12 protein-coding genes are annotated in these 17,931 nt (G+C 30.0%); 1 reads left to right on the top strand and 11 read right to left on the bottom strand.

The window, feature by feature from the left end; genetic code table 11:
- Positions 1-252 precede the first annotated feature (252 nt).
- Entirely contained in the window at positions 253-894 is a 642-nt protein-coding gene (locus P7122_RS15625) for a DUF6266 family protein (protein WP_278006740.1), read from the bottom strand.
- Positions 895-1,031: 137 nt separating this feature from the next.
- Complete coding sequence (locus P7122_RS15620) at positions 1,032-1,472, bottom strand: DUF6943 family protein (RefSeq protein WP_278006739.1); 441 nt, start codon at positions 1,470-1,472, stop codon at positions 1,032-1,034.
- Positions 1,473-1,741: 269 nt separating this feature from the next.
- Between P7122_RS15620 and P7122_RS15615 the strand changes: the two genes are divergently transcribed.
- Positions 1,742-2,074 (top strand): helix-turn-helix domain-containing protein, encoded by a 333-nt coding sequence (locus P7122_RS15615; RefSeq protein ID WP_278006738.1) that lies wholly within the window; start codon positions 1,742-1,744, stop codon positions 2,072-2,074.
- 748 nt (positions 2,075-2,822) lie between these two features.
- On the opposite strand, the gene P7122_RS15610 is transcribed toward P7122_RS15615, so the two are convergent.
- From P7122_RS15610 to P7122_RS15570, 9 genes are all read right to left on the bottom strand, one after another.
- On the bottom strand, positions 2,823-3,287 hold the full coding sequence (locus tag P7122_RS15610; protein WP_278006737.1) for a hypothetical protein: 465 nt from the start codon (positions 3,285-3,287) through the stop codon (positions 2,823-2,825).
- A 6-nt stretch (positions 3,288-3,293) separates the two neighbouring features.
- Positions 3,294-3,875: a hypothetical protein gene (locus tag P7122_RS15605; protein ID WP_278006736.1), complete on the bottom strand. Its 582-nt coding sequence runs from the start codon at positions 3,873-3,875 to the stop codon at positions 3,294-3,296.
- The gene (locus P7122_RS15600) at positions 3,875-5,593 is read right to left on the bottom strand and encodes an AAA family ATPase (protein WP_278006735.1); all 1,719 of its coding nucleotides are present in this window, start codon (positions 5,591-5,593) and stop codon (positions 3,875-3,877) included. The genes P7122_RS15605 and P7122_RS15600 overlap by 1 nt, the downstream gene beginning before the upstream one ends.
- Before the next feature lies 1 nt (position 5,594).
- On the bottom strand, positions 5,595-9,050 hold the full coding sequence (locus P7122_RS15595; RefSeq protein WP_278006734.1) for an Eco57I restriction-modification methylase domain-containing protein: 3,456 nt from the start codon (positions 9,048-9,050) through the stop codon (positions 5,595-5,597).
- Positions 9,050-12,361, bottom strand: coding sequence for a helicase-related protein (locus P7122_RS15590; protein WP_278006733.1), 3,312 nt, complete (start codon positions 12,359-12,361; stop codon positions 9,050-9,052). Before P7122_RS15590 ends, P7122_RS15595 begins: the two co-directional genes overlap by 1 nt.
- 92 nt (positions 12,362-12,453) lie before the next feature.
- Positions 12,454-14,709 carry a DUF3987 domain-containing protein gene (locus P7122_RS15585; RefSeq protein WP_278006732.1) on the bottom strand — a complete coding sequence of 752 codons (2,256 nt, stop codon included), beginning with the start codon at positions 14,707-14,709 and terminating at the stop codon, positions 12,454-12,456.
- Between the two features lie 17 nt (positions 14,710-14,726).
- Positions 14,727-15,020, bottom strand: a complete 294-nt coding sequence (locus P7122_RS15580; RefSeq protein WP_278006731.1) for a helix-turn-helix domain-containing protein — start codon at positions 15,018-15,020, stop codon at positions 14,727-14,729.
- 95 nt (positions 15,021-15,115) lie between these two features.
- Positions 15,116-16,453, bottom strand: a complete 1,338-nt coding sequence (locus tag P7122_RS15575; protein WP_278006730.1) for a hypothetical protein — start codon at positions 16,451-16,453, stop codon at positions 15,116-15,118.
- 1 nt (position 16,454) lies between these two features.
- Positions 16,455-17,672, bottom strand: coding sequence for a site-specific integrase (locus P7122_RS15570; protein WP_278006729.1), 1,218 nt, complete (start codon positions 17,670-17,672; stop codon positions 16,455-16,457).
- Positions 17,673-17,931 lie beyond the last annotated feature (259 nt).

The following is a 17,931-nucleotide window of genomic DNA, read 5'->3' as shown; positions in this document are numbered from 1 at the left end:
TTGAAATGCATAAAAACAGAATTGCGGAATTGAATAAAATTGAGAATGAATAAAAATAACTGTAGGCAACAATGTATTATATTAATTAAATCAATTAACCCTTATAAATAAAGGGTTCAAAAAGATTAATTTAAAAAGGGTACAACATAGGTATAACATTACAACCTACAAGTAGAAGTGATCTAAAGGCATAAAAAAACCGCTTCTAAATTAATAGAAACGGTTTTTAAAATGTATTTAAACTTAAAGTTATTAAGCAGCCGTACCAGAGCCTAAATACACACTATTTGATACTTGACTACCATCAGCAGAAACAAACGCCATAAATAGCTCTACTGTGTCTCCTGCATAGGTGTTTGGAATTGTTACCGATTGAGAACCTACTGTTCTGTCTGCACCATCTAAAATATAAACAGATTCTTTTTTACTTGGATTGTAAACTAATAACATCGCTTTATCTGTTACATTTGCGTTACCCTCTGCCGAGTTATCTCCCCAAGCAAAATCCACTTGTCCTGGTGTTGTTAAGTCAGTAGTTCCGTTTAATACTCCAGATAAAGAACCTCTACTTAATAAAGCTAAAGAATAATCAATTGTGAAGTTAGGTGCAATCCCTCCTACTGCATTATTTAATACATAAGACATTGCAGCATTAAATTCAGTTTTCTTTGTCGCAAAAGACTTGTAACCGACTTTTAAAAACTCTTTATTTGGTTGTAAATATTCCAATGTAACCGTAAATTTATTACGTTGGTTTACTTGCCCTTCTGTACGAGGATTCGCCACACTTGATGGCTTAATTCTGATGTAGTCAATACCTTTCCAACTACCACCGATGACGTTACCTACTTTTCCAGATAATCCGCCTAAAATTCCTTGAGAAATCTTTCCCATAATATAAAACAATTAAAAATTAAACTCCTTTGGATTTGGTACGGACTTTATATTGCTTTAAAACCTTTATTTCACTATAAATATAACGAAAATAATGCCATTTTGTTACTGTTTTAGGGCGTTACGATGCCTTTGCATTAGGCTTCTTTGCTTTGCATTAGTTTGAAACAATTACGAATGTATGCAACCTTTAAAACTGCCATTTTATCAATGACATTTTGAAGCTCTTTTTCTTTTTTACTAATAACCTCAACCGCTTTAATATGCTTTTGCAACTGGTCGTTTATGTTTGAAGTAGATTTTAAACCTTTTTTGAGCGTGTTTCTGCAATCATCTACAGAAATAAACGGAATAACACTACCTTTTAAATTATAAGCGTAATAACCGCCTATTTGCAACATCATAGATAAGTGAAAAAGCGTGTTTTTCTCTGCTTCCGTTTTTGTGATTACTACAAAACAGTTAGGACAAGGATTTGAAAGCGGTTTTCCGCTGTTAAGTCCTTTGTTTAGGATAAAAAAATGAGGGTTCGAGTAGGTTCTTCCGATTTGGTGTGTTTTCAGTTCAAAAGTTGACATAGCTATCCAATTTAAAATTGCTTCGCTACGCTTCGCACCATTATTTTTTTTGAAAAGAAAAAAAGATAGCCTCTATTGTTGTGGCGTGGATGAGGCTGTCAAGGTTTTTGGATAAAAGTTTTTTGAGTTAAAATGTTTAATGAAATAGATAAAATATTTTGAAAAAAGTTTTATTCAAAACCCGTAGGGCTTGACCTTTATAGCCTTGCGCGTTGGCTGTGGTAGCCGCATATATTTGCTACCTTTTTTTATTTTAATACTTATATACTATGGAAAACCCTTTTGAAATTATTAACGAGAGATTAAGAAACATTGAAAACTTACTTGAAAACATCTATTCTAATATTGGAAGAAGTGAAACTAATATTATCACTTCCAAGATTATGGATATTGAACAATTATCTGATTATTTAGGTTTATCGAAATCACATATTTATAAATTAACAAGTACTCATAATATTCCTCATTCTAAAAGAGGAAAAAGACTTTATTTTGATAAAGAAACTATTAATACTTGGGTGTTAGAGCATAAAATATGGACACAAGATGACATTGAAAAACAAGCTGCAGATTATTTGATTAAAAAAGGAAAACACTTTTAGGGGAATTAACACTTAAAAAAATAGGTTTTAATCTTTTACTGTGTGGTGGATGAAGCGTTTGTATGGGTAGCGTTTTAAATGGTTGTTTGATAAAACAGCATTTAAACAAGCTACTTATACAGGACTTTTAGACAATAGCTTATTACTTTTTTGAGGAACGATAAAAAGTAATGTGCTATGGCGTATTACTACACTTTATAAACCTATTTTTTTATAACCGCTGACTTGGGTGGTGGGGAAAAGTGGACTTTGATATTTGTTAACGAAATGAAACAAACAAAGACTTGAGGTAAGGAATACTTGGACTTAACGATGGTTTTGTGCAGCTTGAATGAGGTAACGAATATTATTATCAATTAACGTAACCCTTAAAATATTCATATGTTTAATGTTTGTTCAAAATGTGGTTTAATGTTCGGGAATGCGCGTTGGAATAGCGGATATTTTACATAATACCAGTTATAGCTACAAAATGCATTATTACTGCGATAGCAAACCTTTGAAAAGTGCCGTTTGCTACTATAACTTGTATTATGTAAACATAGCTTTGGGTGAGTTTAGGGTTTTATGATAGAATAATAAAAAAATAGCTTATTGCAGTTTGGTTTGATTTTATGAAAAGCAAAGCTGTAATATGCTATTACCTTAAAGACAAAAAAACGCTAAACTTGTTAGGTGAGCGGAACAACACAAAAGACAGAGGATTTTGAGGTACGAAAAAACTGGGTTTTGGGTTGTGGGGACTTTACTATCTCTTTGTTTTACTATACTTTGGTGCATTATTCATATCATTAAACTTTGGGTATCTTCCATTGTTCTCTATGTAGATTGCCCAACAATCATATTCACATTTTGCAACTTCACCCATAATTCTTAAATCTTTTGGTGTTGGGTTTTTAGTATTACACTCAAAAGAACAGATAGCTACATAGATTTTATCCTTTATCGCTTCATAATCTTGATATTGATATAAGAATCTATCTGCGCCACCGTGATGTGTTCTAATCTTTTTAATAGTCGCATCAAATTGACGTAAACGACTTCTTAAACCACCTTTTGAGTTAGTCATTCCAATATATTCCAATTCTGGAATAAAGTCAAAAGTATTAAGAGGTTTAGATGAAACAGCAATACAATAAATACCAGGATACTTAATACCAACTAAACTATTTCTATCTTCCCATTTTACCCAATTTCTAAACTTTTCTACCATAATTTTTTATTCTAATAATGATGCGTAATTACGTGTATTTAGAAACTGACCAAAAGCAAAGAAGGCTTCATCTAATTTCTTTAAATCTTTGATGTTTTGTACTTCTATAAAAGGTAAATACCTTTCAAAATAAAACTGTTCTTTAGCCTTGTTACTTATTGATGTATTTGAAATATTACTCCAATCTTCATTATGGATAAATAAAAATGTTCTATGAATATGTTGGTCGTAGATAGGATATTTATTGGGTTTTATAATATGTAATAAAAATATCTTCCAAACTGTTGCTTGTAGGTTTTTAAACTCTTTTCTAAATGCGTCTATATCTATTTCATTATTACTTTTAAAAGTATTAATAATAGAGAGTTTAGCTTTAATTTTAGTATCTAATGACTTTTGTTTTAATACACTTAACTTCATACCGTTCTTCCACCTGTATAAGTTTTGAATATCTGTTTTTGAAAATGTTTCTTTTACTATTGATTTACTGTAAATAGCTTCATTTGAGAATGAATATAGTTTTGACCAAGAATTAATGAAGTCAATAAGATTCTCATTTTTGGTATTTACAAGAGTAACTAATTTCATTACGTTTGTAAAAGAGCTTTAATCTGACCAATAGTAGCAATAGCATCCTCTAATTCTCTTTCATAAAGTGGTGTAGTTGAAGAGTGGGAAGAGGGATTTAAAATTCTATCTAAAATTGTTTTTAAATCTGCGAACAACGCATCTTTATTTTCTCTTACCTCGTATTGTGAAATGATGTATCTGTTTAATTCTCGTTTGATAATATCTAACTTTCTTTTATCATCATCAGATAAAGTACCATCAGTATGATAGTCTGTTTCTATCTTTTTTAGAGTTTCAACAGAAATATCTTTGTTTACAAATAGCTTTTCAAAATTACGTCTTTCATTTTGAGTAAACTTTTTATAAGCACTTTCTAACCTTTCTGATAGAGGTCTAAAATCTTTACTAAAGTCAGGATCTGTGTAATTCTTTAAAATCGCTTCCAATTCTTTTCTTAATTCATTACCACAAGAATCAAATTCACCATCGGCTAAAAACTTTTGAGCTTTTTCTATATGCGACCTGTCATTACGCAATTTGGGTGCTTCGTTAGTATTTTCTTTTTTGCTTAAATTGTAATATTGCCAACTGTTAGCATTGGTATAATTTTTTAAAATATTATAGAATCCTTTGTCGTGTGTTAGTATTACTTTTTGGAATTTATCAAAAAAACTCAAACTTGGTTTATTATGTTTGTTGAGAATCATTTTTATGACCTCAATTCTATTTGCCATATCTAAACTAATAAGCATATCGTCTAACACCAATAGTTTACAATCCGAATCCTGAATACGAGTTCTTAATGCACCTATACGAATTGCTATAGCAATTCTTGTTAATTGCGCTTCATTTAACAGTGATTGTACTCTTTGGATGGAAATCCAATCTGAAGTATCAGGGTTAAATTGCTCAACTACTAATTTAATGCGAAGTTTACTTTGTCTTTCAGCTATTTTATCCTCTTCCCATATTTTATTTTTGATTAAATCAAAATTGAACTGTTTGTCAAAATTTAAATTAACTCGAACTACATCTTCATTGTTAAAAAAATGTTCTTTAATTATAGCATTGGCAAATCGTTGAATATCTGAAATTAAGACTTCTAATTCTTGATTAAGGGTATTGACTTTATTTATGTAGTTATTCTTTTTATTACTACCGTTTTGAGCAGGATAACCTCTATTAGAACGAGGGACATCCTTTGTTATTCCCTTTATTTTATCTAAAATGGTTTCATCTGTAACGTTATCTGTTAAATAAGGAAAAATATCCCTTTCAAAAACTTGCCAAAGATTGACATCGTATTTATGAGAATCTCTGTAGAAATTGCTTAACAGTTTGTAATTAATGAAATCGCTTGTTGTATTTAAAAGTTTTATATCTGTATTACCAGTTGTATTTATACTGGATTCCGAGATACGCATTGTTGTTTTTTGAGTGCCTTGTGCTATTGTTAAATCTATATAAGAATCTTCTGCTTGTGCCTCAAAAATGTTACGTAAAGATTGGTGCGTTGTAGCATCTGCACTATCAAAAAACCTAAAGTATTTTTCTACTTCTGGCTTTGTTTTTATACTGCTTTGCAAAAAGGTATAAATACCCCAAAATATTGATGACTTACCAGCTCCATTATTACCATAGATTAATACATTTTTATTTTTAAAATCTATAGTTTGTTTCTCTCTAAATGCCTTGAAGTTCTTAAATGTTATTTTTTCAATAGTTTTATTTGCCATACTAACTTTGTAAAATAGGTTTAAGAATATTAGGGCTAACAATAGGGAATTTTAGTATTTTATTTCTAACAGGATGGTCTGGATGTGTTAAAACTTCGTATAGCTCCCAAATGCGTTTCCCTTTTTTATCATCATCTAAACTATCAAAAGTACTATAACCAAAAACATTATTAATTTCTTTCTCAACTAATTGTGTAATTGCAATATCGTTATATTGCATATGCTCTTTAAAGTAGAGTTCAAAAACACAACCGTCAATTATGTCTTCAAATTGTTTTGCTATTACTTTACCTTTTACACTTTTATTTAATTTGTCAAATTTTGAGCTTAAAATGTATATAACAATGTTAGTCAAGTTTTCAAAGAGATTAATATTGTCAGGTTTCTTAATTGGAAAATCCTTTATATCCTTAACTAATATTTTAGGAAAAGCACCTTTAGTCGCTTTAGGGGAATAGTTAAAATGGTAAAAAGATGCGAGTTTAGAGTTTAATATTGTCGCAAGCCATTTAACGCTATCCGTTTCATTAGACTTCACTATTATCAGGGCTGGGTCATTATATAACTCATCACTTGTAATTCCTGCAAAAATTGAAGGGTTTGTAATTTCTCTGATTAATAAACGTTCTCCAATAAAATATTTTGGGTCTCGAGGATTTGCGATTCCATCACAATAATCAATATATTCTTCACCATTCCACTCTACTTTAAATTTTGTTATATCTGCTCCCCATAACCACTTTTTTAAATCCGGTTTATCAAACGACTTAAAATGATAAGCCCTATTCTTTATGATGTCTTCTGATTGACCGCGATACTTATCGTAAGCAATTAAACCTTGACTTATTTCAGGAAATATTTCGCTTAAAGGAATGGAATCATTTTTAATATCTGCAATAATTTCTATTATTGTGGCATCAAGCATAAATGCCAAACCCCAATTTTGATTCATTTCAGCCAAGTCATCTACTGTTAAAACAGTCCTTTCTTTCTGAACCAATTCTTTGAAACTTTCTTGATTTTTGGTTTTTCTATATCCAACAAACTGATTTCTCCCTTTTTTCCAAGTGTTAATCGTGTTTCTCACTGTAGCCGTTTGAAAAATATTGAATTTAGTACAATCTAAAATTTCAGTTAATTCCCATTTTTCAAATAATTCTAAACGATAAGAAGCTGCAAATGTGTTAAACAGAAAAGTGTTTGGTATTATATAAGATAGAATACCATTGTCTTTAACTAATTCGTGCGCTTTTTCTGTGAAATAATAATATATTTCATAATCTGGAACTTTTCCTAAAGATTTTAATATCGAGTTTCTGTAATTACCTTTGACAGAAACACCATAAGGCGGATTACCAATGACTATATCAAAACCTGTATTACCATTTACTAATGGATTTAGTATTTCTGGAAAGTCTAAACGCCAATCGAAATGCTTAAAAGGTTCATCATTATTTTTTAATGAATTAACTTCTAACAAAGTTTTTTTCCAACTTTCTATTTCATTAATTCTATCTTTTTGCGCTTTTGTTAGTTTTTTACCATCCTGTTTATGAAATGGATTTGAGCTAATCATTAACTCTAACTGCTCGCTTAAAATATTTAGTTTTAACAATCGAATTTCTTTAGCTAACCTTGGTTTATTTTTATTGTTAGCTTTGAAGTATTCTTTTTGTTTTACGGAAATTTGTTTTAATAGGTCTTGTATTTTTTCTTGGTGTGGATTTCCAAATAAATTACTTTGTGTCCCTTCTTCTACTTCCCAATCAATTTCAATAATTTCATCACCAAATTTATTAACTAATGAATCACCTACAACTATTTTATAAACCAAATTAGGTAATGGTTTTGGCTCTTCCTCGTCAACTATAAGGCTTAACCAAAAGCGTAATTGTGCAATATCTACTGCTCCTTTTTCTATATCTACTCCATAAATAGAATTTTGAATGATATTTTCTTTAACTGTGGCAGGACTCCATACTTTAAAACCTAAATCGAAAGCAATACGCTCTTTTAAAGCAAATATTTCGTGCAGTAATCCCATTGGGAATGCTCCAGAACCAATGGCTGGGTCGCATATTTTTACTTTATCTAAAAGGTTATTTATTTCATTTAATTGTGTGTCTGTTAAGGCTTCTTTGTCTTTTTGTTTTACAAATTGACTAACACCATTTTTAGCATTTTCTCCAAGATGTGTTACTAGATACTCTATTAAGGATTCTTGTGTCATATATTGCACAATTTCCTTAGGTGTATAAAAAGCACCTTTGTCTTTATTATCTTCCAGTAGGTTTTCAAAAATATGACCTAACATTTCTGGGTCAACTGCAATAGTATGTTCCTCTGGACTGTTTTCGTAAATAGTAAAATTGAAACGATTAAAAAACTCAAATAAGTCTGTAAATAATTCACTTGGAAATACTAAATGGTCAAACTTTTCAGATTCTTTTTCAAACAAACCACCATTTAAATAAGGGATTTTAACCACCTTACCATCGGGCATTGTAAAATCATCGTTAGTTCTTTTAAGGTTTAGTGTATCATAGAATAGTTTAGATAGCCAAAGCGGATAAAAATTATCATTTTCACCTGCTTGTTTGTAGAAGTTTTGAATGAAATTTTTATCTCCGTTTCCTTCTTTATAATTGGTGTTTGTTGCACCTAACCAACCCTTTTTCTGAATGAAATACAAGAATACTATTTGACCTAATAATTTTTTACAGAAGTCTCTGGCTTCCTTTTTATCACCATTAAAAACAGATGCTAAAAAAGGTGATGGATTTTGTACTTCTACTAATTGAAATTTACCACCTTTCTTTTGAAACTCTTCTCCAGTTAAAAATTTTACAAATTTTGCATAATGTGTTTCTCTATACTCATCAAAAAACTCTTTAGACATTGCCTCAACAGCAAATGCCTCTTGTATATCTTTTACCTTTATTTGAAACTTACTATCTAATTCTTTGAAACGGTCTATTGCTGTACGATATGTTTCGTCTTCATCTCCAAAAACATAGGTGTAACGTTTTGGGTTTGTTTCCTTGGTTTGTACTTGACCATCTTCAAAAAAACTATCGTATGCTATAAATGAAAAACGCCATCTTTTATCTATTACATTTTCATATTTAAAAGTTGCAAAAACTGCATTATTACCAATAATTAATTTCTTAACCAATGCTCCTAAACCTACACGTGCAATCTTTACTTGTCTAAAATCTTCAACAGTTACTTCATAAAGTTCTATTTTACGATTGTCGTGTGTTTTAAACTCACCATATTTAACTACTTTTTTTGCGGTACGCTTATCTGTATCTGTTAATTCAACTTCCTGTTCACCGTCTTCATCATATAAAACAAAATCTTTAACCGAATTTAGAAAAATAGGTTTTAGCACATTATCCTCGAATGAAGTTCGATTATAATCAGAAGTGAATATTTGCGATAATATATTTTCCATTATTTAGTTTCGATATAAGATTCTGATATTACAATTTGAGGTTTACTGAATAGTGATGCTCTTTGTTGTTTTATTCTTGCATTATCACTAAAGTTCATATTTTTTAAAACATCATTAAAAACCTTTTCAACCACTTTTTGAGGGTCATTCTCTGTATTTGATTTAAAAAACTTGTTTAATTTATTAGGTAACTGTCTATGAGAACCTTTATAGATTTCATCTAATGCCCTTTGTAATTGGTTCTTTATAAACTCATTTTCTGCAACACCAATAAAAAATTCTAACTGTGTTATTGCTTTCTTTTCTGTAGCTGATAATTGCGCTTTTGTTACATTTTTAGTCTCAATGTTTTTAGCAACCGTTTTGAAGTGGGTTAAGGCTTTTGATACTTGTTTATGATGATACTCTGGTAATTTCACAGCTTTCTCTTTAGTTTTTGCCTTAAATATTTTTGCAGCATTTACAAAGGTTAATTCGTGTACTACATTGTTTTCATCTGTTTTATAAAATACACCAGGATGCCCTTCACTTTTTATATAGGTGATGGATGCGTTATCTACATTTATAAATGAATCTATATTATTTGTTTTACGCGCTATACGTGACTTTTTAGGAATGTTTTTGATTTGGTTGAACTTGTTAATGTTGTTCTTTTTAAAGTCTCTTAATTCTTGTAAAAACAATAAGGTTTCATTAACCTCTTCTTTTAATTTAGAACCATATAAACCAGCTTCACCAACTTCTTCTAATTGTGAATAAATTTGACTATCCTCTCCAAAAGCAGAGTGAAACGCCTGTAGCTTTTTAATTGCAGTATTGGTTAATTTAATTTGATTATCTGATTTATCTGATGGATAAAAATTGAAAACGTGAATTTCATCAGCTTCTGTACCTATACGATTTACACGACCAATACGTTGCATTAAACGCGTAGAATTCCAAGGTACATCATAATTAACAATAACATTAGAACGGTGCAGGTTAATACCTTCTGCTAATACTTCAGTTGTAAATATGATGTTATAATCGTTTTTCCAATCTGCCTTTTCTTGATTAGCGTCAAAATTCTCTAAAATAATTGGGAATTTATCTTTACGGTTGTCTGCACTAATAGTTAATATTTTACTTATACCTATATCTTGTAAGGTATTACTAATATATTCTATAGTCTCTTTAGATTCAGAGAATACTACTAATTTACCCGAATGATTGTTTTTCTTATTTAGGAATTTAGATTTTAAATCATTTATAAACTTATCTAATTTAGGGTCATAATCGATTTTTTTCCAGTCTTCAACTAATTGTTTAATTTTCTTCTCATCCTCTTTTAATAACTCAATAAAGTCTTCTCTAAAATCTTCATCAGAATAGGTTTCATTGTTTCCGCCTTTCTCATTCATTTTCTTTTCTAACTCCTCTTCTTTCCCTTCGTTAAGATATTTGTTTACATCTACATCTGGCGCAATATGTACTTTGCCATCTTCAAACATCTTAATCATATGATTAGTGTTTTTAAGTAAACGTGATAAAGACATTTTGAAAGCATAGAAACTACTCTCTAAACGTTTTACTAATAAGGTTTTCATTATTGCAGCCAACCTATCAGATATAGACTCTACGTTACCGTATTTTTTTCTATCTTCTTCATTAATTAAAAACTCAATTGCTCTATACCTATAAAAACCAAGTCCATCAATTTCATTTAAATTTTCATCTTTAGATGTTATTAAAGTAATAGTTCTATCAAATAATTCGCTCAATACACTATCAAACTCATACCTTACTTCATTTGGTGGGTTAATTTTAGGAAATACTATACCTTGCTCTTTAATATCTCTTTTAAAGTCTTCATTGTTTTCAATATCAGTACGACTTCTCCTTATTACTAAAGGCTCAATGACTTTATCTCTAATTTTATCGAATATTGCTTTAACCTTATCTATATCAAGGATATCATCTTTTTTTAGTTCGTCATATTCCTCTTTTAATGGTGTAAAGAATGATTGTAAATCTTTTACACTTGGAAGATTTGCATTTCTTTTATCTTGAAATAAATAGATTTGATTCTCAATATCAGCAGGATGATTGTTTAAAGGTGTTGCCGAAAGCAACATTACTTTTTTACGAGTATCTCCGTTAGAGCCTGGTATTCTCCTATCTGTTTTTGTAATTGTTTGTAACTTCTCATACATATTAGAAGTGTCGTTTCTAAATTTATGAGCTTCATCAATTACAATTAAATCATATTCATTAGGGTTTGGATAATTTCTATTAGTACCATCTAATACCTTATGTAAACTTCCTGTAGATACAAAATAGGTATTGTTATCTATATGGAAATCTTTAATTGTTGTCTTCCAGTTATCTTCTAATGCTGGTGGATAAACTATCAATATTTTAGAGTGATACCCATTTTCAAATACAAACTTTTTAGCTATGATTGAACCAATTACAGTTTTACCTAATCCTACTACATCAGCCAAAAAGAAACCATTGTATTTCATTAATTTTTCATAACCTTCAATAGCTGCTTCTGATTGATATGTTAACTTCATATATTTATCAGGAAGTAATAAATCTATATTTGTTGGGTCATACTCAATTCGCTTTCCGAAATACTCTATTAATAATTTAATGTATAACTCAAAAGGTGTGAAGTTGTCATTTAAAAAAGTTTCATCTTTTAAACCTGAAATATCTACAGGTAGAATATCTACTGATTCACTCCATAATAATTCAAACTCTTCAGACGCAAAACGTATATCATCATAATCTCTTAACTCAACATTAAATTCATAATTTGATTTTTCTCGAGAACCTAAACCAGATTCTGTAAGATTTGAAGAACCTGTTATTACACTACCTGTGGAATACTCATTAAAATCTTTAGGTTTAAAAATATAGATTTTGGCGTGTAAGTTTTTTTCAGGATGTGCTTTTATTGTAATTTTTTTATTTACAATATCTTTTATAAACTGAATGATACCATCTTCAATTTCTTTAGAATAATCAGCTCCTTGAATGTCTTCTTTTAGTTTATTTAAAAACTCATCCTTTGTTTCTTGTGGATCTATAATATGTTGTTGACCTAGTGAGTGATACTTCTCTAAAATAACATCAACATTAATCCCAACTAAAATGCGTATTTCGGGTATATTTTCTAAATATGGCCTTAGTTTAAAATAGCCTGTAGCTCTAAAATATCCAACTAAAGCATCAAAATTATGTATATTTGGCAAGTTCTTAAAAACTCCTTCGAACTTTTTTAATAAGCTGTTGTTTGATTTATTAGTAAAAAATTTTGTCGACATTCAATAGTTGGTATTATAAAAACCATAAAAATATAAATATTTCAAACAACTAAAACTATAAAAGCTTGCAAAGTTTGCAAACACTGCAAACCTTACAAACTCTTTATTTTTTGATAATAACCCGCTTTAGGTTTTACTAAGTAACCCGCTTGTTCTAGTTTTGCTAAATAGTTATCTACCGTACGCTCTTTAATTTTTATTTTATTACCAATGGTTACTGCTTGTTTTCTGCTAAACTCTTGCGGCAATTCTTTAAAAAAATTAGCTTTTGATGAAGTGGGTTTAAACTGCATATTTGTTGCATTATTTGGTAAGTTTTTAAATACTAAAATACTGTGTTGTAAATAGACATCGGCTAATTTTAGTGCATTTTCAAAATCTTGGTCGGTACATTCTAAATCGGTGTCTTTTAATTGGCATTCGTATTTTCTAATGGCTGTAAATATCATACAAAAACGAAATACCATTAACCCTAAACGCTTTACTACACTTGTAGCATCTTTACTTACTAAATTGTAGATTCTAAACAAATACTCATCAAACAACGGATTGAATTTTTGCCATTGTTTTTCTGACAAATGAATATTAGTAACGGTATTATCTAAATATCTTACCATACGGTAGACTTCATCTGAAAGGTATTTAAAATGTTCGGTTAAATTAACTGGATTGGATTTAGGTGATGGGTCTAACCACTCTGGATTGGATGCAAACACATAGAACATAAACCTGCTAAACAAACCATCTTCTGCCGATTGTATGATGTTTAATATTTGATTAGGTGTACCGGAAAGCACTACAGACAATCTTGGGTTATCGATTTCGAAATACTCGTTATTGGTTTTTCTAGAAATGGATATTTTTTCGTGATGGTAAGCCTTTCGTAATAAGTCTGAGTATGAACCCCAATCGTTTTTAAAGGTTTGCCCTAAAGTATCTGCTTCGGTTTCGCATATAATACCAAATCCCTCGTTATCTTCTATATGCTTTATCATTTTCGCATTACTTGTATTTGCAGGAATATAAACTACTTTAAAAGGCGGTTGTGTTGGCTCCTCTGGTGCTTCTTCTCCTTTTTTAAGATATTTTTTAGCTTGCTTTTGCGCTTCTAATTCTTTTTTATAGTCCGCTTCTTCATCTTTAGAATTTTGAATTACTGCTTGATGGTATTTATCAGCTAACATTTTAGCGTATGTTAACGCTCCTTTTCCTGAAGCTGCTGGTGCTAATAGAAATGAAAATAAATTGGGATAAACTTCTTTACCTCCATACAAACCTAAAACATTAGGTAAGCATCCCGATAGAATGCTTAATGCTCCTGTAAGAAATACATCTTTTTCGCGTTGGGTTTTTAGCACTTCTAATCCTTTTTGAAATATTATTGGTAATGAATTGTATACGTCTTCTGGAATAATAGGTGTAGTTGTTAAAAGTGATAAACTTTCTAAGTTTTGGCTTTCTTGAACTTGCACCTCTTCTGAAACTGTAGCGTTTGCAAATTTTGCAAACTTTGCAAAGTCTGCATTGTTGCTCTTATAAGCACTTCTAACTGTTGTTTTAATTTCTCTTTCTGATAAATCGAAATTTGCAATACAGTATTGGTAAGTATCTTCTTCTATAACTCCAAACCTACAAGCGTTTGCTGAAAATAGATATATGTAATTATTTCTGTTTCCTTCGTGATACTCTCCTTTTTGATTGGTAAAGGCTTCGCATTTATTTAGTATTTCTACAATAGATAATTGTTGATAACTATTAGCATTAACATCACTTACTGTTGTTGTTTGTTTTTCTTCTTCTTGGATTTCAAAAATTGTTGCTTCTGTATTGATATAGCAATTTTCGTCGTAAGACATAAAACACAATCTTACATAGTCGCTACCTGAAGTATCTACTACTGTATTTAATGCTTGTTCGTAATAATCTACGACTTGATTGTAAACTGTTTTATGTTGTTCTACATCTGAATTTACACGCACAATAAATTTTACACCTTTACCTCTCGTACTAACAAAACACGCATAGGTATAAGGTGCTACATTTATAATAGGAATGATTCGGTTAAGTTCTGATTCTGATAGTTTATCAATATCTAGAATTATGTATTGCGTGTAAACTTCAAGGTTTTCACTACTTCTATAATTATTGAATACTCCAGATGCAGTAAAACCTAATAATTGTTTTTTTAGGGTTTCGGCTTCCTCTTCTTTATCTAAAGACATTAAGTGTCTTATTTTGTCGATTTCGGTTTTATAAGTACCTGTTTTAATATCATTAAGCACTTCTACTAAAGGCTTGTCTGAAACCTTATATACAAAGTCTCTAAAGACTGATACAGCTGCTGTCATCTCTATAAAGTTTTAGGTTAGTAATTATTTCTTTTGGTAGTGAATGCTTTACGGTAGTTATTGTCTAATAACTTTTGCACGTCACTCATACGATAATAGATTTTAGAACCTATTTGTGAAAAAGAAATTACACCTTCATCCCTCCAAGTTTGAGCGGTACGTTTGCTAATATTCATTAGCTGAAGAAATTCTTGATTGTCTAGAAAAGTGTCTTTAGGATTTTTCTGTTTCTCTTCTAGTTTTTTGTTTAGCTCGTCTAAACGGTTTACTAAGTCTGTGTACTGTTGCGTACTTAAAATGATTGCTTGCATACGGTATGCTTTTTATAATTAATAATACCGCAAGAAGTCATTATTGATAGGGTGCTAAAAGCACACCCTTATAAAACCCTTATAATCAATAAAATTTAGTGCAAAGGATTCCTTTTTATATAATCTAAAGCATCATTTAAATAATCTTCTGATATATTTGAAGCATCTAATTCTGATTTTAATTCGAGATTTATTTTTTCGGCTATTACATTACAAAGTGTTGCTAAGCCTATATTAGGAATAATTCTTTTTTGTTTTAACGCCTCTACTACTCCGCGAAGTGCTCCTTTTTTTCTAGGTGTTAAAACAGATTTTCCTTCTACAGTTATGCTTAAATCATTTAATAATTGTAACACGTACTCTTGAACTGCTTTGTCTTTAATAATCGTATAAAAATCTTGCTTAACATCTTCCTTTTTTACAGGTAAAGCCTTTATATCATCTTTAATTTCATTGATAAAACTTTTTTCATTGTTTAACCAAGCTTTTATTGTTTTGATATATTCTTTCTCGTTTTTAGTAGGTTTTTCTAATAATGTTTTTTGATTTAGTGAGTGCGCTTTCTTTTTTAAATCAAAAGCATATTTTTTACTATCTGTGATATATTCATTTTCTAATAATTGCGTTGTATCAATACTTAGTAAAATATGGTTTGTTATGTTAGATAAGTTTTTTAATAATTGTGCTTGAGTCAATAACTCTACTTTTGCTGTACCTAAGTAAGGGTTTGTTTTAGGTTTTTCTGCTAGAACAGGAAGTGTTCTTGAAAAGTGTTTTTTGAGATTACTAAACATTGCTATTTCAAAAGGAAAAAACTTGTACCATCTGTCATAAGTACTCAACAATAAGTTGAAATCTTTCTTTCTTTTTCCTTTAGGTTTAAAAAAATTTGTGATTATATCTATAACTTTTTCTTGTCTAGGTTTATACTGTGCATCTTTACCAACTAACTTATGGTTAAGTTGCATTCTTTTGGTGTAATCCATAAACCAACTTAGTGCTGGTGGTTCTCCGCAATTTTCTGGTGTTTGACCGAAACTTGTAACAGCATATTCTAAATAATTATATATTTCTTCCTCCCAATTATCTTGATCTAAATTATTTAATATATGATGATGTGTGTAGATAACTTTATCGGCAACCATTCTAGCTATGTCTTTAAAGTCATCACTTTTAAACAAACTGTGCTTTTTTAAATTCTTATGTCTTTCACAACAGTTTGGAAAGTTTTTAAAATAATCTCCTACTTCTTTTAGTATTTTTTGATGTGTGTTTTTACAGCCTTCACAATTATCAAGGTTATGTTCTGGATTTGGGAAATATTGAATAGGAAAAGGCTTTTCATATGCAGAACCTTTAAGGTAAATCATTTCGGAACCACAAACATCATATTTTTGCATTCCTGTAACTAAAAAATGAGGATTTCTATTCATACTAATTAATATATTTATCTACTGCGTTATCTAATTCACTACCTATTATTTTTGCATATACTTGCGTTATACCAATATCTGAATGGTCCATAAGTTTAGAAACGTGTTCTATACGCATACCATTGTTTAAAGCCCTTGTAGCAAATGTATGTCGGCTAATATGAAAGGATAAATTAAAGGGTAGCTCTAGTTCTTTTCCTATTCTACTCAAATACATATTACTCAATGAAATTGCTCTATTGGTTATTAAACTTCTATGTTCTCTATCTTTAAAATATAAATCGTCAACTTTAGCAAATGGAAAAATTATATCATTTTGCTTTTGGTTTTTAATTTTGTATTTCTCTAAAATATCAACTGCTTTTTGACCTATTTTAATGCTGTGCTGTCTTTTGGTTTTTCTTATCGTTTTTGTGATTCTGTGATTTTTGCTATCGTAATGCTTCCATTGTAATTCGATAACATCGCCAAAACGTAACCCTCCAGAAAAAACAGAAAAGATAAACATATCTTTAATAACCTGTGCTTTATGCTGTTGTGGAACTTCTAAATTGATAAAGGCTTCAAACTGTTCTTCGTTTAAATAACGCTTTGTAGTCTTGTTTTTCTTTACTTTAAACTTTGTAAAGGGTGCAAGCTCATTAGATATTAAATCTTCGCTTTTAGCCTCTCTAAACATTAAATTTAGGATTCTAAACGCATAGTTTATAGTTGTGTTATTATTATTCCAAGTTGAGCTACAATGTGAAGCATAGTTTTTTAAGGTAGTTGCTGTAATATCATCAAACATTAACTCACGATGCCCTATAAACCTTTCAAATTTTTCGATGTTGCTTTTGTAACTTCTGTAAGTGGATAACGCAACTGTATTTTTTAACTTCTCGCACCTATCATAAGCAAACTCAAAAAAGTTAATTAAGGGTTTACCCTTAATGGCTTCTTTTATTCTTCTTGCTGATGTAGATTGATTTCTTCTTTCAAGGTCAGCAACTTCCCCTTCTGCATCTGCTATCTTTCTTGAAATGTATGCGTTTAACCTTGTTGAAGATTTATGATTCTTCTTGACTTTTTGTTTATCTTCATCCCATTCATTCGGTTGTAATTTTACACTTAATGAAATGAATTTAGTTTTTCTGTTTTTGATTACTCGTAAATAAAGCGGTGCAAGTCCTGCTTTATCTATCTTGTTTTTTCTTAAAACTACTTTAATTGAAGACATAAAACTCTGGTTTTTAGGCTGTGCAATTGGGTGCAACGTATTACTAAGGTACAACAATAGGTATAACAAACCTAACATTTAGTAGCATTTTATTGCATTATTATGCATTACACAAAAACAATAAACCCTTATAAATAAAGGGTTTAAAAGCAATTTGATAAAAATGAGAGATAATACTATATAACAATGTATAACCGCAATTACGGCGGATTCGACTACGTCCGAATCCACTCGGAATTGCTAACGTCAGTTCTTAACC

Source organism: Winogradskyella marincola, assembly GCF_029624125.1.
Taxonomy (GTDB): Bacteria; Bacteroidota; Bacteroidia; order Flavobacteriales; family Flavobacteriaceae; genus Winogradskyella; species Winogradskyella marincola.
This window is presented reverse-complemented; position numbering and strand designations above follow the sequence as displayed.